Genomic DNA, 19997 nt, shown 5'->3' with positions numbered 1-19997 from the left:
TAAATGGGCACCTCAAATATCCAAAGCTTAAGATACAATATACCACCCTACCTTGAGGTAAATTCTGTATAATTTGAGGAGTATTCTGTATGAATGGTAATGTTTCTATTATTTTTTTGCGTCCGATGAAGGACCGCTTTAAAAATCGCCTGTAGCTGTGGCATTAAAAGGGAAGCTCAATCCACCCAATGGGGATACATATTGATGCCCCCGTTTGTGGTGAGTTGGCGGATCCCACGGCCATCGGCCCTGACCAAAAACAGTTCAAAGTTCCCTGTTCTACGTGAGGCATAGGCGATTTCCCCGCCGTCGGGCGACCAGGCCGTTTGGTAGCCATAGATGGGAAGCGCCCCTGGATAGTAGGGAGTGTAGAGGTTCCTTTTGGCGCTTTGGTTCCCGGTCAGGTTTACCCGGTTTTTTCCATCGGCATCCATGGAATAGGTATCTATGTAGCGTTTGCCCTTGCCCTTTGGCATATGGTGGTAGGCAATCCTTTTGGAATCGGGCGACCAACAAGGAGCAAATTCATCAATATCGGGGGTATTGGTGAGGTTCACCTGATTACGCCCATCCGGGTCCATGGTAAAAATATCGAGGCTCCCGTCCCTATCGGAAAAAAACACGATTTTTTTCCCATCGGGCGACCAAGTTGGGCTATGGTCCAGGCCTTTAGTCCGTGTTAGGTTGGTATCGCCGCTGCCGTCCAGGTTCATCCTAAAAATTTCGGCATCCCCATCAAAGTAGGGCGGGGATTTGGTAGCTACCTTGTTGTACACCAGACTTTTGCTGTTGGGCGCCCAGGCAGCGCCCCAGGTGTATTGGGGGCCCTTCGTCCATTTTTTCTGCCCCGTGAAGTCCGATTTGGCCAGGGCCACCTTCCATCCCCCGTATTTATACGTGGCAAAGGTGATGTATTTGCCATCAGGGGACACTTGCCCCCCGTCATTCCCTCGGCGGGAAACCGCATCAAACGTAAGTTGCCGCAGCCCAGTGCCATCCGCGTTGATGCTGTAGAGCTCGGAATCCCTACTGCTCACATCGGAATTAAAAATGAGTCGTTGTTTGGCCTGCCCCTGAACCAGGCATGGGCCCATCAACAGGGCCAGAAGGATACATTTGATTCCCATAATCGTTGTTTTCAATTTGTGGGAACAAACTAAGGCCAACACCGCTAAGGAAGAAATAGAATGTGATTAGGGGCGGAATCTGTGTTGAACCGGTATGCTTCCTACACCGGATTTTCGCCTTGGTCCAAAAAGGCGATGACCTTTTCCTTGTACGATCTACCGGAAACCACCTCCCCGCCCGTCTTTAGCCGTACTTTATATTCGGAATTGCCCGTATAGGCACAGGATTGTATATAGTGCTTGTTCAAGATCGCAGATCGGTGCACCCTGAGAAAGGTGAACGGGTCCAATTCGCCTTCCACGGCGTTCATGGTGGCCCTAAACAGGTATTTCTTTTCCTCGGTAAACAGTTCCACATAATTGCCGCTGGATCGGATACTGACGATATCCTCCGTCCGGACCGAGAGGACACGTCCATTCTTCTTGATTTCAAAAGAAGTTCTATAGGTATCCTCTTCTTCGGAAAGCGTGTTTAGAAGCTGCTGGATCTTGGCTTCCAATACCGAAGCCTTTTCCTTTCGCTTAAGCTCAAACATGCGCTGTAGCGCGATACGCAGGCGTTCTTCGTCAAAGGGTTTTAACAAATAATCCACCGCGTTGATCTCAAAGGCCTTTAAGGCATAAGTGTCATAGGCGGTGGTAAAAATCACGTAGGGCAGTTTTTTGAGTTTTTGAAGGACGGCAAAGCCGTTCATATCGGGCATCTGCACATCCAAAAAGATAAGGTCGGGCTCCTTGAGCCCAATTTTTTCCAGGGCCTCCGCACCGTTTTTGCATTCGGCCACAATGATCACCTCCGTTTCCTCGGCCAGCAGCTTCACCAGGCGTTGTCGGGCCAAATATTCGTCGTCTATGATAATACATCTCAGTTTCATGGCCTAGTGTTTAAGGGCAGGGCTATTTGCGCCACATAGTGGTTCGGGCCGATAAAACGGGATTCAAAGAGAAACTCATCCTTGTAGAGCCCTTGCAGCCGCTTTTTCACATTTTTAAGCCCCAGGCCTGTCCCTGGGACATTCGGGGCGGCCCCTTCCGAGCTATTGGAAATTTTTACCTCCATATGCGGACTGCCCAAGGCCTGCTTGCTCCCCTTTTGGATGGCGATATGGATCTCACCCTGCTCCATGGCCGGGGCGATACCGTATTTGATGGCGTTCTCCACCAAGGGCTGTAAGATCATATTGGGAATCCGGGCCGGAAGCACTTCTTGGGAAATGTCGTATTGCACGCGCATCTTGTCCGCATAGCGTATCTGTTCCAGTTCCAGATAATCCTTGATAAATTGGAGCTCCTTTTCCACCGTGGTCATTTGTTCCACATCATTTTCCAGGAGGGTACGCATCAGGGTTCCCATTTTGGTGAGCATGCGCTGTGCCTTTCTCGGGTCGATATCGATCATGGCCGAGATGGAATGCAGCGTATTGAACAAAAAGTGGGGGTGCAATTGCATCTGTAGGCTGGTCAGCTGGGCAGCGATCAGTTCTTTTTGATTGTGCAGGTACCTTTTTTGATAATCCAGGGCCAGAAACAGCGCAATAATGACCCACAGTTCTATAAAACTGGAGAAGCTGCCAATACTGAGGGCCACTAGGTTGTTATGGCCAAGAAAGGCCTTCATATATCCGCTTTCCAAAAAGTAGACCAAATCATTGGCCCTTGTAGCGATCAGTTGGTGGACAAAGGCGAGCAACACACTGCCCAGAAGTACCATAAGCAGGGTGAAGACGGTATTTTTTTTCCGTTTTTGGAGCTGTTTTGTTAAAGAATATGCCCAAGGTGTTAAAACGACCCACAAAAGGTAGTTTATGCTTATTTTTAGGGTGATAAGAAGCCAACTAAAGGGGTAATTGTACTGATTGATCAAATGATCGGCATAGGCCTTTATTACAAAGAACAGGCTGATAAGAAGGCCTGCCAGCACCATTTTTGTCAGGGATACCGGTAATTTTGAATAATATGGAGGGCTTTTAACGGGCATTGTTCCAAAAATATAGATAATTTATGGTCCGGATAAAAAATAGTGTTTTGCAAATCGCTGCAACCCATAACCCATTTTCAATGAAACCCAAAAACATAGCCTTACTCTTGCTCTTGCTGGCCTTTGGTTGCAAGGACGCAAAATCCACAAAACAAACTTCCGCCGACCCTGAACCAGTTGTGAAGGACATCAGTGAGCTGTCCTATATAGAAATTTACGAAGCGCTCTTTACGGACAGCAACGGGGGTTTTGACGCCCATGGGGACCTGTACGGACAGGAAGCCGTTTCCCACCTCAGTATACAAGAGCGGGCTTCCTCCTGTGGTGACGCCCTGGAGCTGTCGGTGCAGGATACGGAAAAGGACATTACCCTGGCCATTAAGGCGAATTTTAACTTTCCGGGCAATCCCAATACCGAAATGATTCGGGCCTATACAATCAAACCAGCAGAAAAAATTTCCATCGGCAACTCCAAACTGTGCTATGACGGGAAGGAGTATGTCGTACAAAGGGAAATTGTTTCCGCCGGTTTCGCAAAAGAGTCCACTGTGCAAGCGGTCAATTGAGTTGCTTAGCCTTTACCATCCGGCCGATCCTCCGGGAGCGATGCCCTTAAGTCGGGTATAGATGGTGCTTTTCCCCTGTTCGCGCTGTAGGTGGGAGGTCATGATTAGAATGGCCTGCAAACGGGGCATTTTACTGCCAAAAAAATCGATTTCCTCATTTAACTGAGTTGGTGTCAATTTTTGCATCCCCCCTTTGATAAAGGCAAAAGAGGCCTGGAGTTCCTTGATTACTTGATCTTTGTTCTTGCTTTCCGAAGTAGGCATGGGATCGGGAGTGTGGAGTCCGACCACGGAGGCAAACAGATAGTTGGCCCCTGTGGTATGGCCCATTTGTTCCGCGAAATCGCGCAACTCTGCCGTAGGTTTATAGCTGTAGTGTTCGGCGGGCATGGCCTTGGCCGTTTCCACCACCATGGTGGTCATGTTGTCCCAGGCCTTTACCGCAGCAGCCGGACTAATCTGGGAAAAGAGCGCATTGCCCAGAAAGAGGCTGAACAAAAGAGTTAGGAGTTTTTTCATTTTTAGATGTTTCATGTTTTTGTGATTTTAAGATTAATACGGACGAAAGTAGGTGTGGAAAAGGGGTGCGGAAAGGCGCTTGTGGTAAACGACGGATGATGTGACCAACGGTTAGTCCAACAACGGAAGACCCCCTAGCGCAAGGTGTTGAGTATCTTAAACAGCGGAGCGCCCGCATAATGCCTAAGGATATGCCCCCCATCCTTTACGATCTGGAGTCGCACGTCTACACCCAGCGATTCCAGTGTTTTCTGGGAATTTAGGGCCTGTTTTTTCCACCAGCTGTCGTTCTCCCCTACGATAAACTGAATTTTTAGGGATTTTAGCCGCTGTAGTTTTTTTGAATCCGTGGTGCGGGGATGTCCGGGGAGTCCCGTTACACTGGTAAATTCGGAAGCGAGTTCCATGGCAATATCAAACTCCCCGGCACTGTTGGCCGAGTAGCCCAGGAAATGGAAGCCCTCTATGGTATAGTTGCGTTTTAGTTCATCCAGAAGTGCTTGCATGACCTTTGCGCCGCGGATAAGTGCTACGGATTCAATCAGGATCCAACCGTGTTGCTCCGGTCTGGGGCCGAAAAACAGGTTGACCGTGGTGTCGTCCCGACCCATGCCCGGGGCAATCAGCACCGGATAGGCCTTATGGGGGTCGTAATCGTCTGGAAGGGTATAGGCGTACCGTAGGTTGTTTTCACCCGAAATGGCAAGGGTGGACAGCTTTCGTTGGGCGGAGATTTGGGTTGCCAGGAGCAGTGCCCCCAGAAGACAGCATGTTTTAGTGATCCTCATTTTTACCGTATTTTGAATTAGTACTACAGTGCCTCTGGCCTGAAGCTCAAAACTAGGACGAGGAATAGGGATGTGAAAGTGCTGCGGGACGGACGGCGGAATAGGTGACCAACCGTTGCCAGGGCAATCTTGTAATTCGTACAGCCTTTCCTACTATTCATACAGTTTTACCTGCATTTTCAATGAAAAACGCTTACCTTACTTCTGCTTGGGTATGATCTGCCTTTTTGGTAGGCTTTCCAAGGCCTTTTGTTGTATCAAAAACCACGATTATGAAAGAACGTAGTTTTCCCTATAAGACCCTGATTTGGGCGGTAGTGGCCTTAGCGGCCCTCTTCCTATTTAAAACCGAGGTAAAAGGGCTTTTGGTGAACTCCTCTGAGGTAAACATCTTTGGGGTTCACATCAAAGTCAGTGAAAAAGAATCCAAGAACCTGTTGTTGGCTCAGGAAGCCTTTGAAGACGAAGTAGCGGTGTTCAATCAACAGATTGCCAGTCAGGACGCGACCATTAGCTCCCTAAACGAGCTCGTAGGTACGCTCAGGGGCGAAATAGACGGCTGTACCGAGGCAGAGGGCACGGCACTAAAGCTGAATGCCCAGATCATGGACCTCAACACCATGAATAGGACGATAAAGAACGAAAAAATCCTGTCCAAGGACTATAAGATCATCCAGGCCCAGAAGTCGAACTTAAAATAGGGCCGTCTTTCTTGCCGTATGGAAAGTGCCCTTATTGTGCTTTTACAAATTGGAAGGTAAAATTATCACAGCAGGGATCGGTCAGGACCAGGGTATTGCCCTCCCTAAATTGGAACTGCTGTTCTACCTGATGGTCAAAGCCCAGGCCAACACTTTCAAAAAGGGCCAGGGTAGTGTATTGAATGTTATCTTCATCGATTACAAAGGGGGAAGTGTACACTTCCACTCCATCCACAAATTTGTTAAAGACGTTTTCCTCGGTAAATTCGATGCGCATGGTCTTGCCCGAGCTTTCCGGGGTAACGGTAATGCCGGCGATGCTGCCGGTGGACTGCACCCAGGTCCACTCCCCCACCAATTCGGTAACTGTGCCCGTTTCCGTGCCCTCCTGGGAATTGTCATCCCCATTGGAGCAGCTGCTGAGCAGCAGGGCCAGGATTACGATATAAGATTTTTTCATCGTTTAAACTTTTAAAAACTACCCTAAAGATGAAAACAAAGGTAAAACGTTGCTTTGGAACCTTAAAAACGGGGCTATTTTATCGTTTTTTGAACTTTGGCAACATTTATTGCATATGCCGATACGACAAGAATTATAGCCATTATACATCATGCTGATGGTTTGTGAGGTATTCCTGGTGACGGCTTTAATTCCTTGCTTTATCGTATTTCCTCTTGTGGGTTACCCCCTGTTTGGCGTATGATCCATCAATGCCGCTTCTGCCCTTTATACAATTGGAAGTAGCCCCAGGCGGCGATACCGCCTATAAAGGAAAATAGGGCCAACATCCAAAACACGTGCTGATGCCCTTCTGCACCCGGGGAATTTTCCAAGAGATAGCCCATCGCCGGTCCTGCAAATATATCCGGCGTATAGCCGATAAGCGAAATAAGGCCAACGGCGGTTCCGGTAAGGACCAAGGGGATTTGGCCTTCCTGCATCACCGCAAAGTATAGGGAACGTGCCGCGTACACTCCGGCCGCCACGATCAAAATCGATATAAAAAACAAAACGGCCATCGAAACTGAAATCATACCTGTAGCGAACAATAATGCCCCGAAGAACGAAACCACAAAACTAACCACCAACCAGAAGGTAGTTTGTGAACGATCTGCCACTACCCCGATCAGTACGCCAACCACAGGGCGGATAAATAATAAAAAAGTACCCACCTGGGCCGATTGTACTTGGTCATACAGCATCACGTCCTGGGCATACAACGAAAAGACATCTGTGATTTTGTAGCCTACATAGGCGCAGAGAATAATAATCATCAGCAACCATACCGATGGCAGACGTGACACCTCTTTTATTTGTGATATCGTGATTTTATCCAGGATAATCTCTTTTTCCAATTGACGACCCATTTTCATAAAGAACCACACCAATACCCCCACAAAAGCAACGATACCTGAGGACACCAGAATCACATACTTAAAGGCTGCCCTGCTTTCGGAGACCGTTGCCTGGGAAATTTCTGAAGTAATGAATAGTGAAAAAATAAGTACGCCCATAGCTCCGAACAGCGCCCCCACTAAGCCACGTCCACCGTCCAAAAACCCAAACGCTTTGCCTTGGGAAGTGGACCCGCCCCAAACGCGGGTTGCCTTGATCATCGGGGCCCAGAATAAAAAAATGGTCGTAAAACCCCAATAGCCATAAAGTATTTTTAATACGGTATAACCGGGGTAAGTCGCATAGACCAATCCTCCAAGGGCAGTCATCCATAGTGCCACTGCAATCAATTTTCTTGGAGGAAACTTATCGGCCAACGGACCTCCTAAGAGATAGGACAGCAAGGCTACTATGCCGTATACGGAGAAACATATACCCAATTGCACATTGTCCAAATTAAATACCTCAAGCACGGTGGGCCTAAAGACCCGTGAAAGAACAAATGGAATAATAAATACAGACTCCCCGGCCAAAATGAGTAGCAAGAGGAAGTGCCAAGGGGCCTTTTTTTGATTCATGGAGTTTTGCGGACTAGCCTTTTAAACCTAAGAATAGGGATTACCGTCTAAAAATAGCACTTTGCTTTGGTTTTTAAATGGGAAACATGGGAGTAATTGGCTATTCACTTGGATATCAGCCTTGCACTTAGGTTTAAACCGGTATACCACGCTCCTATTTGATCAAGCCATAGGTCTCCAATTCAAATCGTATCTTCCCTTGTTGTATAAAATTTGTCCATTGTGCAGTTACCTCTGCAAAATCCTTACTTTCCATGCAACGCAGATGAGCTTGTTGATCCTCCCATACCAGATAGGTAGAAATGTGTGTTTCGTTTTCGGCGTATAACGACTTCATTTCGATCAAACCCGGTTGCTTTTTAAATATTTCGGCCGAGGCCTTGGACATTTCCAACACGTCCTTTTTTACGGATCGATCTTCCAGATACGTTCGGGTGATAACATAATATGACATAATGAATACAGTTGTTTTGGATTTATTTGAATGACCTCACCCAACAAATGGATGAACACTAAAGTAAAAATTCCTGGGTTTTTGGGGATATCGAAAATTGCTATCCTAGATGTTATTCGCTTTTTTTTGGAACGTTATGGTGATCAAGACTGCACTGTGCAAGTACTTGGACCACTATTGTAGATCGAATTGAAAGAAAACCTCTTTCCTTCAATTGGAGAGTATAAGGTCTTCCGAGAACTTGGTCCAGGAAGTAAATATCGGATAGGGGGAAGGTAAATCGGCGTTCGTTTCTATTCTGAAGCGTATTTGTTCTGCGTCGGACGGATTTTGTACCAGCAAACTTATGGTATCCACAGGGATGCAGTCCGCACACTTATTTGGAAGCATCTGTTCTGTTGTAATTCCTTTGAACTCAAACTTATAAATCTCCGAATCCCTATTCTTTAAAACCTCATAAGCTGTGGCCTTTATCTCCCATTCACTTATGGCAACATTCCCTTCGGCAAATTGTGCCCATAAACTCAATTTTGAATCCTCCCGTGAAAAAAAGGAAATTACGACTCCCTTGCGGGGAGAGGCGTCAACACCTGGAGAAAACTGTCGGAAACTACGGTTATTCATCAATAGCTTGATCCTGTCCGCGTTCTCAGCGCTGGTAGGTTCAAATACCTCCGTTGCATTGTCATCCGAATTACAAGCTACTATTGTGACACCAATGATAACATAGCAAAGCAATTTTAAACCAGTTCTCATAGCCATTGGGTGTTGTTGTTGGAAATGTTTGCCTTTAAGACGTATAAAGTACAAAGGGGTTGCGCCTGATTATCTGAAAATCATCTACCTAGGTCTTAAATGGTATTTTTCCTTTTTCCTATAAATGCCTAATAAGATAGAAGTTGATTTTTGTTTCGATCCTTTTCCCGACTATAAAATACCGTATCATAGACTTGTGATTCCAATGTTACATTTCAATCGGCGCCAAACTTGCTTTGAAACCTTTTGGCACGATCTATCAAATAAAGACTGTAAATTAAACTTCCTATGATAATTAATTTAACGATTATTCCCTTGAAAATAGAAGAAGGGTCAACCAAGAAGTTTAGTGCATAAATTCCTAAAATTAAAATCAATGGAATTAATGTCAGTAGCATGGGTCTTTGTCGGATGAATAGCCCGCATAGTAAAAAAACCAGGGCTAGTATCCCATTTAAGGCTATATCGAATAGCTGAATCTTGCCCGTAAGTGTGATAACGATTATAAAGAGGGCATTAATTCCAGCAATCGCATACAGGATTAACTGACTCCTTCGAATAGCATCCGAGGAGTCCACAATAACTCCCTTTTTGTTAATAAATCTTCCAATGTGAAGTGATTTTTCCTTTTCGGTTCCATTGAATGGAAATTTGCAGTTTTCGCAGATTTCTTGGATTTCGGAGTACTCTTGTTTACAAGCTGGGCATGAAATATTGTCCATATGTTTCAATTATTGGTTTGGTTCGATGTTTTTGGTGATTATCGTTTATTTGAACTTCGGTCCATAAACACTATCCATCCGATGCTTCTAAAGTTATTTTGTTTTTACTTGGCAAAAGAGCTTGTTTTGTCACGAGTCTTACCGGTTCATTAGCTTTATGATTACGCGTTTATTCCTGGCTTCTTTTACCAATTGGTTTAATTTTTTTAACTGCCCGTATCTATTTTTTGGAATCATATCCCTAATAATTTTATAGTTAGACTGAAGGGTCACCTCATTCCCATTTACTACTTTTAGTTTAAAGAAATACGCTCCGAAATCATTTTTAAAATCAATATCATAACCATCAACATCCAACACTTCAATATCACTTGGAAAATTAAATATGATCATGGTATAATCGGTATAGCCATAATCGAGGTAATAGTTTAAATCGGTCGTATCTTGTTCACTTTCAATCTGGTTATGTTGGATCAGTTTATCAAGGGAAATGCTTACAATACTATCATTTAAAAAGGACATAGCCCCTTTTAGAGCACCCTCCGCGTTCATTGTATAGACAAAGGGTTTGGTTTGTCTTAATTTGGTCTCGGTAATAGTATCAATCTGTATCACATCCTCATTTCCCTCAAATTCCGTCAACGCATCATAAAAACCACTTGCTTCCTCGTCTTGTGCCAATAGTTCAAAAAAACTTTTTATTTCAGTATACAATCCGCCAGATACCGAAAATTTATATTTGACCGGGGTTTCTTTTTTCTCCAGATCAACATAACTATAAAAAGTCTGTTTTATGTAATTGCGATGGGCGCTTGTTCCGGGTAATTTGATTATGTTCACGGCAACAGAATCTACTTCGGCCAATTCAAAATTATAGTTAATAAACTTTTCGCTTTTCTTAATTTTCTTAGTTAAATAGGGCTTCGCAATAACTGCTTTTGTATTATAGATCGAAGTTGGAATTTCGTTAATCTGATATTTGTAGTAAGCTTGGTGCGGATATAGAAGGTTCATGGTGCCATTCTCATTACTATATGCAAAAAAGACGTGATCATACTCCCCTTTTCTAATATAATAGGGATCAATATGTCCCGCTCGTTTACTTCTTGCAAACACGGCCCAATATTCAATTTCCAAATCTTCCAATAATCGCCTATATAACCTTCGGACACTATGGGGGTTAAGACGTTTCTCCTTAAGAAAATAGCCGTTCGATTTCAACAACTCGCTCCTTTTGGCGGGCTCCATTCGAATATTATCCAGAATATCTTTATGCAAAAGATTAAACTGGTGATATTTACTACTGTCTTTAGCCTCGCCGATTACACTTCTTTTCCATCTGCCATAGTAGGATGAATTTTGATGATCAAATGAAATGGGCTGGGTGATAGCATTAAATTCCTGATTATATACATCCTTCCATGTTCTGATTTCGGTATCGCTTTTTTCCATTGAATAATACATGTATGGTAACTCACAAGGTAAGCAGGTGTTCGAGTTCTCGGTCAGACCCTTAATTTTTTCCATTTTAAACAAACAGTACAATAGCGTATCATTTGAAATTACCTGGGGTTCAGGAAATTTATTGTATCCCTTATATCTGACGAGAAGGTCTGGACTTGATCTTATGGAATACTCAGAATTCAAACTTGGCACATTTGCATATAGATTTACAAAATCCATCATTTCATTCTTTTTCAGGTATTCGGTATATATGTAAGAAGTTTCGATCGTATCTCCAGGTTCAACACCGGGAATAGGGTAGTTTATAGGTCCAAATTTCCTGTCACTGGATTTGCGCCGAAAGACAAGACTTGAATCTAACTCAACTACGGTGCCATCGGCCTTTAGGGTTTTGACGCTAATCTCATTTAAATTATTGCTTATGAACTTGGTTAAATTCAAATATGCAAACTTATCGACCCCGGCATAGTTGTTAACGACTAGTTTGTTATTTATCGAAATCTGCCTTTTATACTTTGCCCAGGATCGGACATATGAAACGTCTGTATAAGAATACAGTAGGTAGGCATCGGAGTTTTTACAATGTTTAAGAAAATTAGGGTCCGGAATACTATCATTGGCAGTTGCGCTCGTGCCTAACAAGGCAAGAAACAATAATACCATGAATTTTTTAGCCCTTTTTCCTAAGAATAATAGGTTCATTGATTATTTTTTTAAAGGATTTTAAGACCTCGTTTGTAATGGCATGGTTGTCCTTTTCGATAGTAATGTAGTCGAACATAAATTCATAATTGCACTCTATGATAAAATCAGAGGGATTGGAGATTTTTAGGTGCAAGGAAACTCCCTTGTCCGAGAAAGTGTGTTCAATCGGAGCAAAGGTTTCAAAAATTTCATCCATCTCAATCCTCAAATTCACATTTTTGTTGAAATTACTACCCAAATGAGTGCCTTCCAATAGGGTTTCCCTGTTTTCAGTTTCTATGATACGAGGTAAAAAATCAAGAAATAGCATTCGATTATTGGTGTCATTGAATATTTTTCCATTTATTGATATTTTGCCTTCTGCACCTATTGAATTAGCATTATGGTTTACTTTAAAATCAGAAATAGATTGATTACCAAATACTGATTCGTAATATCTTTTTCCTGCAGAATTCATCTTGTCCTTGCCAATGTATCTAAATTCGCGTCTCAAAAAATTCCCTGAAATTCCGTTGTACCAAGCTTTAAACTCACCCTCCATTAGCATTCGATCCGAATTTGCCTTTAATCCTATTTCATAATCGATTAAATTTTGCTGTGGGGTAAATCCTTTTATCTTATACCTCTCTCCTCCGTTCGGGTTGATAATCAATATGGAACGGTTTTGTATACTTTGCACAGGTGTTTCTGGAAAATGAATTGGATCGGTGGGGTCCAATACAATTGGTTCATCTTTTATATAGGCAAGGCAAACAACATGATTGGCTGAACTCAATGAAGGAAAATCACAATCACTTATATGATCATAGGTAGCTGCTAACGCGATATGACTTTTTATTCCTTTGTAGTTTAGGGCTTCGGAAAGAAAATTGGATAAATCCTTACAATCACCCTCCTTGTTCGAAAATACTTCGTTGGCATGAGTCGGGATAAAAGCCCCCATCCCGATTTCAATGGCAACATATTTAAAATTACTTCTTACGTAATTGTATAGAATTTCCATCACTTGCCTAGGGTCGGATACTCCTTTGGTCAGTTCATCTATTTTATTAAGGACCTCAGGGTTCAGCCCCCTTTTGGTTTCCACTTTCTGAAGATACCAATCATTCAGGTACTTCAGCCCATCGTCTTTATATGAAACCGGCACCACAATGGTCCTCATCAAAGGAACTTTCTTGTTCCTATAAATACCGAAAAACGTTAAGGGATCAGGCTCAATCTTTTCTGGGACCACTTTAATGTTCCACCTTGTAATACTATCAGAGCTGATTGAATCAATAGCCATATAATCAAGGGAATCCTTATAAATTGTATTATGGATAAAACGAAATGTTTTAGGTACTGTGATTTGATATTTTAGTGTATCTATTGTATTATTCGAAAAAAAACGCAAATCTGAAAAATACATGAGCTCGCTGCATTCAACGGTATATGAAATTTTCGTTTCGTATTCAGAGGGGATAAAAATAGATTTTACCTTTTTGCTCGCTATATAATCAAGTTCAACATCCTCTTCAACAATAATCATATCCTTCATAGGCTTAAATCGTTTACCTTTTTTTGAATAGACCTGAATGTTGGATATTTTCTCGAGCTCACTATCGTAAAAAATGGGATATATTATTGCTTGGTCACTCTTTTTCAATGTTACACTAACATGCGTCACGAAAGAAGTGTCCTTCTTTACGACAATATTCTCCAATCTATTTTCAATAGGGATGTTCTGTGCGAATCCCTGTACCGGGATGATAAATAAAAAAAGTAGAAAAAATGATTTTATAAAAGAGCTTTCCATGAACTTAATCGATCAAATGTTACTTATTTGTAGCTAAATTGAACTAATGAATCACAACTGGTTGTTTTAGTTAGCTCTTTTTTTATCGCTGCAGCATAGAAGAATGGTCTTGTTTATATTGGATTGCATCAAAACTCATGGTACATGAAAAAAGACACTCAACTATTAGGTTATTTCGTTATGGAATTCTTTGACTTGACTTTTCCCCCGGAAATACTCTAAGTTTTATATAAAAGTATAATTTTTCAGGAGTTTTCTCAATCTAAATCCATGTGATGCCTTTTTAATCGTTTTTTTGAACTCATCCAATAAACAATTTTATAAAATAGCTTCAAACTTCACCTCAATCAACCTACGCAAATTCCTAGGTGATTTTTGTCATAAAAAATGTGTAAATAGCGTTCTGGGAGATGAAGGTGCTTAGCCAGACTCCTTAAACACATCAAGAAAACTATTGGCCATCCCTGAGCCTTCCCTTTATCCGAGGAATTGACCGTAAAAAGAAAGAAATTTCCTGGTTCTTGGGAATGCCCTATATTTATATGCTGAATATACCAAACCTGTAACCGGCAAGCATGTTTAGATCCCCCTTTTCCTTTGAAGGCCGTATTCGTAGATTGGAGTACGGTTTAAGCTACGTTCTTTATTGGTCTTGGATTGTCCTAATCGCTCTATTGCTCGAGTATTCCAATTTTGACGATACCTGGGCTTTGATTCCACATCTGGCTGCCATTTATTTCGTGCTGGCACAAGGGGCAAAACGGTGTCACGACATGGACAAAAGTGGCTTCTATCAGTTGATTCCCTTTTACATTTTTATAATGTTCTTTCAAGAGGGGCAGCCTCATGAAAACAAACATGGCACGGACCCTAAAGAAACCACCCTTGCCACCTCTGATACTCCAAAAGTCCCTGGTGAATTTTCATTTCAAAAATTGTTGGCACAAGGGCTACCCGCCATCCTATTGAACATATTGCTTGTAGCTATCGGCATTGAGTATTTAGGCTCCAATGTTATAGGGATACTATTTTGGCTCGCGTTCACCACCTTTGTTTGTAATTTTTTAATGCTCCTGACAAACGGTTTCGGGAACACCGTGGAAAAACACACGAAAACGATTTTGCTATTTAATCTACTCTTTGCATTCATTCTCTACATGGGCGTTCGTTTTTACTCGGTTTACTTTGGCGAGGCCGATTTCACTTTCAGCGACTTGTCGACCGAATTTATATTGGTGATAATGTTTTATGTAGTCACAATATTTTCTTTCATTTTTTATTATCTCCTTTATAGAAATCGCAATCCCCGAAACGTAGGGATAAAATACCCTACCGCCCTATCAATTTTGTTGTTTGTTTCTGTGTTTATTTTAGGGTTTGCCAATGAAACAAGTTCCATCAATAAAGAAACAATTCCCTGGGGCCTTCGCCCTTTGGTCTGGGACGACTTTGAAATGGTAGACCACATGGAGGAGGATTACGTGGCACTGATCTACTCCAACATTGCCTGCCCAAATCTGATTACCGACAATGATTCCAGGGTATACGCCTTTATGAACCCCAATTATTCAGAGCGGCTGCGCGATGAATACGATGGTTATAATGTGCTCATCCATGAGCAATACCATTTTAACATTACGGAATATTGTGCCCGATTGTTGCGAAAAGACCTTGTGGAAAGCGGTTTGGGGGGTCTTTCCTTGGCTACTATGAAATCCTTGCAAGGCAAATACGCAAAAAAACTCGATAGCCTACAGGATGTGTATGACAGTATTACCGATCACAACAGCAACACCAAACAGCAGCGGTATTGGGAGCTAAAAATAGACGATTGGCTACGCCAAACCGCCTATTATAAAAATGAGGATATCTATAGTTATTACGATTTCACCAAAAACAGAACACAATTCTACAGACATATCTACTTTACCGCAGACGCTAATGTGCTAACCTCCTATCCCATTGGCGAAAAGGACATCGAGTACGGGGAAACCTATGAGATTTCCTATGTGGGGGACTGGGGGAAGGAAATCAAGTTTTACAAAAATGGGGAGCTTACCAATGGCGGCTATTTTAAGACCGCCATTGCAAAAATCCGTAAAAAACAAAAAGGACCCTCTGAAATCCATTATTATAATCCCGACCGAACCTACAACACCAAAATATCCGCCTATATCCGTAAACGCACTACGGACGAAAATAAAAACAGCGTGGAACGCTACTACACGGAGGATGGGCAGAGAACCCTGAAGAACGCTGTGTTCGAAACACGATGGCGGTACAACCCAGCGGAAGAATCCTACTATGGCTCCTACTTTGATAAAAACGGAAGAAAAATTGCCAAGGAAGAGGGTATCTTCCATGTAAAACGTACACTCGACAAAAAGGGAAGAACCGTGCGCTTTGAAAACTTTGACAGGCATCACCGCTTAAAAAATGATGATGGGCATATTGCCCGATATGAATATGCCTATGACGAAAACAACCTTAGATCCTCTTACCGTTTGTATAACGAAAATGGGGACTTTGCCTTTCATCTGAACGATTATCACCTATCCTATGCACATGATGAAAGGGGCAATGTGATCAAGGTCACCTCCTTGGATGAAAAAGGGGAAAACACCTATGACCATAACGGGGCTTCCATTTATGAATACACCTATGATCTATACGACAGGGAGACCAGTGTTAAAAGGTTCAACGCTGAACATGGGCCCATCATAGCCAATGATGATTACTTTTATAAAGCAAAAGACTATGATTCCGTAGGCAGGGTGGCATTTGAAGCGTACTACTATCCGGGATATGTCCTGAGGTTTACCGACAACAAATACGGGGCACTGAAGTATAGCTACCCTAGTGATAGCATCATCTTGGAATACAATGCGGATGCCTATAATACTGTCTTTGAAAGTGACGAGGACATTGCCATCACCAGAAAAACCTTGAACACAAAAAAAGAAGTGGTAAAGGAAACGTATCTGGATGCGGATGAAAACTTTGCAAAAATCCAGGATGGGGCTGTAACTTATACCTATACTTACGATAGCGGAGGCAACAAAATTGAAACGGTAGCCTATGATTCCATTGGAAATCCCAAAGAATTCGAGGAAGATGTAGCGATTATTCGCTGGGAGTACGACGATCGGGGAAACAAATTAAAAACTACCTATTTTAATGCAAACGACGAACTGGCAAATGCCACGGACAGTGTAACCTACAATGTCTACAAATACAACGCAAAAAATCAACTTATTGAGCGCTCCAATTACAATATCAAAATGGACCCTGCGCAACTAGATGGTACCTTTAAGACCCATTTTTATATCAACAAAGCGGGATTGGATTCCGTTGCATTTGAGTACAACAAGGAGGGCAGGTTAAAAAAGGGGGTAGCTATTACAAAGTACTTTTACAACCTGTATGGCAATCAGACCAGAGTGGAATACTATGATTCCAACCATCAAAGAACCAGTAATGGGGATGGGGTCAGTGCCATTAATTATAGGTATAACAAAAGACAGAAAATTACGGGTTACGAATACTTTGATGAAAGAAACAGGCGTACCAATAACCAATATGGGGTGGCCATAGAACGATCCGTACTGGATGAACTGGGACATACCCTTACCTATGCATATTTTGATCGTCATGGGCGGAGGACCATAGGTGAAAACGGATATCACAAAGTCGCTTACGAGTGGGACGATATGGGACAGACCACTAAGGCCACGACCTATGGAGATGACAACAAGTTGATCGAAGATGAACTCGGCATTGCCATCTATAAATATACCTTGGCGCCTTCGGGATTGATTCAGGTCATAGAACGTTATAATAAAGACGGGGTTTTGGCCGAAAATACGGATCATGTGGCCACATCCCATTATGAGCCCAAACTCAATGGCTTATACTATTTGGAAAAAGAATTGAATATCCTTGGGGAGGTGGTCAATGATAGTATTTCCGAGTAAACGACCCTAAAAATCGTACTTCCGCTCCAAGGCGTAGCGCAACAACTCCCCTGCCCCGCTCAATCCAAGCTTGCGGATCATGTTCTTCCGATGGGTGTCTACTGTGCTTTTTCCGATAAAGAGCTGGTCCGCTATTTCATGGGAGGTCTTGCCGCGGGCGACCAGGCCCAGAATTTCCTTTTCCCGCGACGATAGAATGCTCTTGGAGGTGTTCTTTTCGGCTGTGGGCAAGTGTATTTTTTTATCAAAATAGGTGCTTCCCCCGGCCACGGTCCGTATGGCTTCCAACACCACCTGGAGGGAGGAATTTTTAAGGATATAACCCACCGCCCCGGCATCGAGCATCTGCCGTATGGCCTCCTCCTGGTCGAACATCGTAAAGGCGATCACCTTGGTGGTGGGGTGTTCTTTCTGGATGATCTTGGCCGCCGCTATCCCATCCAATTTGGGCATACGGATATCACAGAGCACCAAGGTGGGCGTTCTTTTCCGGACAATCTCCAACAGGGCCTCCCCATCATTGGCATGCCCTATAATTTTGATGTCTTCCTCGTATTCCACATAGGACTGGATGCCATCGATCAGGGCCTGGTGGTCTTCGGCAATGGCTACGGTAATCATAGCGGTATGTCTATTAAAATGGAGGTCCCTTTGTCCAATACGCTGTCTACCGTAAAGTTCCCTTCCAAATGTTCTATGCGTTTTTCGATTGTAGTGAGTCCCATACCGCTCCGAGTCTTTTCCACCCTGGCCATATCAAAGCCCTTTCCGTTGTCCTCCACGATGATATTCAGATTGTCCTCATGTTGGGTGAACTGAATGCTGGCCTGGGTGGCCCCAGCATGTTTGATGATATTGGCAATCAACTCCTGTATGACCCTAAAAATGGTAAGTTCCAGCGTGTTTTCCATACGTTCACCAAGGCCATACTCCTCCACGGTAACGGCCAGGGCATTGGTCCCGCTGATGGTCTGGGCCATTTTTTGCACTGCGGGCAACAGGCCCTGGTTGGCCATTACGCCAGAGTTTTTGGCATGTGCCATACTTCGAATTTTTTGGTAGGCCTCGTCCAATAGCTTTTGCGCATTTTTTAGCGCCGGATCGGTTTTGTTAATCTTCATATTGTCAAAATGCAGTTTGATCGTGGCCATGAGACTCCCCAAATCATCGTGCAGTTCGTTGGCCACTTTTCGCCTTTCCTTTTCCTGCCCCGCGATCATGGCATCGATACTCACCAATTCCTGTTCCTTTAGCAGGGTCTCTACTTTCTGTTTTTGGATCTGTTCCTGCTGTTCGGCCAGCTCCCGTTTTTTGGTCGAATTTTTATAGATCAAGACCGCAATAAAACCGCCCAGAAGTAACAATAGCACAGCTCCGACGAACAGGTCCCGGTTTTGTGCCGCACGCTGTTGTTCCCGCAAAATCTGCTTTTCCTTTTCGGCCGTCTGGAACTTTACGTTCAGATTGGAGATTTCCAGGGCATTTTTGTTGTATTCCAATTGCTTCTGCAAATCAATGGCTGCCAGTTGTTTGTCAAAGGCGGTGGCATAATCGCCCAGGCCCATATGATGAAAGGAGGCATAGTGGTTGATATAGTAGCTAGATCGTACAGAATCGACCGGGTCCCTATATTTTTTGGCCATCGCAACATACCTCAGTCCGTCCTCGTACCTTTCCATCCCTTTCATAATTTCGGAAAGGTGGATATAGGAGCGGAACCGTACGTAGCGCAAAAATGGCTCGTCCCAGATGGTATCCAGTGCCTTTTGGTGAAATTCAATGGCCAAATCATCGTTTCCGAGCACCTCGTGGAGCACCCCCACCAAGGAGTGGTACATGGGCCAAAAAGCATGGGTAGAAGGAAAGCCTTCCATCAACACCTCAAATTCCCTGGCGAAGTCGGCATTCAATTCTACCTTATAGAAGACGTTCTTTAGGTTGTAGTGCAACAGGTTGATCCGAAAGTGAAAGGCGTCCTCTGGGGTATCGATCAGCTGTTCAAAACGGTCCAAATAGGTGGTCTTGTCGTCATTGGACTGTGAAAATTCGTTGTTATAGACCCTCAGGATGGACAGGAGCGCAAGTTTCTCCAGTTCCTTTATCCGCAGTTCCTGCGCCAATCGATAGGCCTCATTCAGCAATTCAAAGGGGCCCGCCCTGTAGGGATCCGTATAGAGCAGATACAGTCCTTTTTTTATGAGGAAGACGGCATACCCAACTTCATCGGAATCCTGGTACGGTAGTACAAAGGTCTCCCGCTCTTGTCCCGGATTGTGGAGCACATCCACCAATTGTTGGCACTCTCGTTGCAAGGCTGCATTGCCCATACCCTTGGCATGTTCCATGGCCGACTTATAGTCCAGCGTTTTTAATGCATGCAGGTAATCGTCCAAAGGGGAAGCTCCATAGGTGGCGAAATAATGGAGGATAAGACAGAAAATTAAGGGGCTATAGCTACGCAAAATCAGTATTTT

Annotated in this window: 17 protein-coding genes; 3 read left to right on the top strand and 14 right to left on the bottom strand. The window is 43.5% G+C overall.

The genetic code is table 11. The features are described from left to right. Positions 1–176: 176 nt before the first annotated feature. From ACRD67_RS11750 to ACRD67_RS11740, 3 genes are all read right to left on the bottom strand, one after another. The gene (locus ACRD67_RS11750) at positions 177–1127 is read right to left on the bottom strand and encodes a TolB family protein (protein WP_430967344.1); all 951 of its coding nucleotides are present in this window, start codon (positions 1125–1127) and stop codon (positions 177–179) included. Between the two features lie 101 nt (positions 1128–1228). Beyond that, complete coding sequence (locus tag ACRD67_RS11745; RefSeq protein WP_430967343.1) at positions 1229–2002, bottom strand: LytR/AlgR family response regulator transcription factor; 774 nt, start codon at positions 2000–2002, stop codon at positions 1229–1231. Continuing rightward, positions 1999–3105: a sensor histidine kinase gene (locus ACRD67_RS11740; protein WP_430967342.1), complete on the bottom strand. Its 1107-nt coding sequence runs from the start codon at positions 3103–3105 to the stop codon at positions 1999–2001. The genes ACRD67_RS11745 and ACRD67_RS11740 overlap by 4 nt, the downstream gene beginning before the upstream one ends. 80 nt (positions 3106–3185) lie before the next feature. Here ACRD67_RS11740 and ACRD67_RS11735 point away from each other — a divergent pair, with 80 nt between their 5' ends. Further along, positions 3186–3671, top strand: coding sequence for a hypothetical protein (locus ACRD67_RS11735; protein WP_430967341.1), 486 nt, complete (start codon positions 3186–3188; stop codon positions 3669–3671). Between the two features lie 12 nt (positions 3672–3683). Here the strand turns inward: ACRD67_RS11735 and ACRD67_RS11730 are convergent, their stop codons facing one another. Together ACRD67_RS11730 and ACRD67_RS11725 are read right to left on the bottom strand one after the other, a co-directional pair. Beyond that, positions 3684–4205, bottom strand: a complete 522-nt coding sequence (locus ACRD67_RS11730) for a DinB family protein (protein WP_430967340.1) — start codon at positions 4203–4205, stop codon at positions 3684–3686. A gap of 119 nt (positions 4206–4324) precedes the next feature. Continuing rightward, the gene (locus ACRD67_RS11725) at positions 4325–4978 is read right to left on the bottom strand and encodes a hypothetical protein (RefSeq protein WP_430967339.1); all 654 of its coding nucleotides are present in this window, start codon (positions 4976–4978) and stop codon (positions 4325–4327) included. Positions 4979–5250: 272 nt separating this feature from the next. Between ACRD67_RS11725 and ACRD67_RS11720 the strand changes: the two genes are divergently transcribed. Beyond that, positions 5251–5679 (top strand): hypothetical protein, encoded by a 429-nt coding sequence (locus tag ACRD67_RS11720; protein ID WP_430967338.1) that lies wholly within the window; start codon positions 5251–5253, stop codon positions 5677–5679. A gap of 31 nt (positions 5680–5710) precedes the next feature. Here the strand turns inward: ACRD67_RS11720 and ACRD67_RS11715 are convergent, their stop codons facing one another. The 7 genes from ACRD67_RS11715 to ACRD67_RS11685 all read right to left on the bottom strand — a co-directional run bounded on the left by ACRD67_RS11715 (position 5711) and on the right by ACRD67_RS11685 (position 13291). Next, on the bottom strand, positions 5711–6139 hold the full coding sequence (locus ACRD67_RS11715) for a hypothetical protein (RefSeq protein ID WP_430967337.1): 429 nt from the start codon (positions 6137–6139) through the stop codon (positions 5711–5713). Positions 6140–6387: 248 nt separating this feature from the next. After that, positions 6388–7653 (bottom strand): MFS transporter, encoded by a 1266-nt coding sequence (locus ACRD67_RS11710; RefSeq protein WP_430967336.1) that lies wholly within the window; start codon positions 7651–7653, stop codon positions 6388–6390. Between the two features lie 154 nt (positions 7654–7807). Further along, positions 7808–8107 (bottom strand): hypothetical protein, encoded by a 300-nt coding sequence (locus ACRD67_RS11705; RefSeq protein WP_430967335.1) that lies wholly within the window; start codon positions 8105–8107, stop codon positions 7808–7810. A gap of 210 nt (positions 8108–8317) precedes the next feature. Next, positions 8318–8863, bottom strand: coding sequence for a hypothetical protein (locus ACRD67_RS11700; protein ID WP_430967334.1), 546 nt, complete (start codon positions 8861–8863; stop codon positions 8318–8320). Between the two features lie 215 nt (positions 8864–9078). Continuing rightward, the gene (locus ACRD67_RS11695; protein WP_430967333.1) at positions 9079–9585 is read right to left on the bottom strand and encodes a hypothetical protein; all 507 of its coding nucleotides are present in this window, start codon (positions 9583–9585) and stop codon (positions 9079–9081) included. A 138-nt stretch (positions 9586–9723) separates the two neighbouring features. Further along, positions 9724–11751 (bottom strand): DUF3858 domain-containing protein, encoded by a 2028-nt coding sequence (locus ACRD67_RS11690; protein WP_430967332.1) that lies wholly within the window; start codon positions 11749–11751, stop codon positions 9724–9726. Continuing rightward, entirely contained in the window at positions 11720–13291 is a 1572-nt protein-coding gene (locus tag ACRD67_RS11685; RefSeq protein WP_430967331.1) for a transglutaminase-like domain-containing protein, read from the bottom strand. The genes ACRD67_RS11690 and ACRD67_RS11685 overlap by 32 nt, the downstream gene beginning before the upstream one ends. Positions 13292–14124: 833 nt before the next feature. On the opposite strand from ACRD67_RS11685, the gene ACRD67_RS11680 reads away from it, so the two are divergent. Further along, entirely contained in the window at positions 14125–17523 is a 3399-nt protein-coding gene (locus ACRD67_RS11680) for a DUF805 domain-containing protein (RefSeq protein ID WP_430967330.1), read from the top strand. 6 nt (positions 17524–17529) lie between these two features. Here the strand turns inward: ACRD67_RS11680 and ACRD67_RS11675 are convergent, their stop codons facing one another. Continuing rightward, entirely contained in the window at positions 17530–18144 is a 615-nt protein-coding gene (locus ACRD67_RS11675; protein ID WP_430967329.1) for a response regulator, read from the bottom strand. Next, positions 18141–19985 carry a sensor histidine kinase gene (locus ACRD67_RS11670; protein WP_430967328.1) on the bottom strand — a complete coding sequence of 615 codons (1845 nt, stop codon included), beginning with the start codon at positions 19983–19985 and terminating at the stop codon, positions 18141–18143. The genes ACRD67_RS11675 and ACRD67_RS11670 overlap by 4 nt, the downstream gene beginning before the upstream one ends. Positions 19986–19997 lie beyond the last annotated feature (12 nt).

The sequence above is a fragment of the Eudoraea algarum genome (genome assembly GCF_050589645.1).
Classification (GTDB): Bacteria; Bacteroidota; Bacteroidia; order Flavobacteriales; family Flavobacteriaceae; genus JBNGOQ01.
This window is presented reverse-complemented; position numbering and strand designations above follow the sequence as displayed.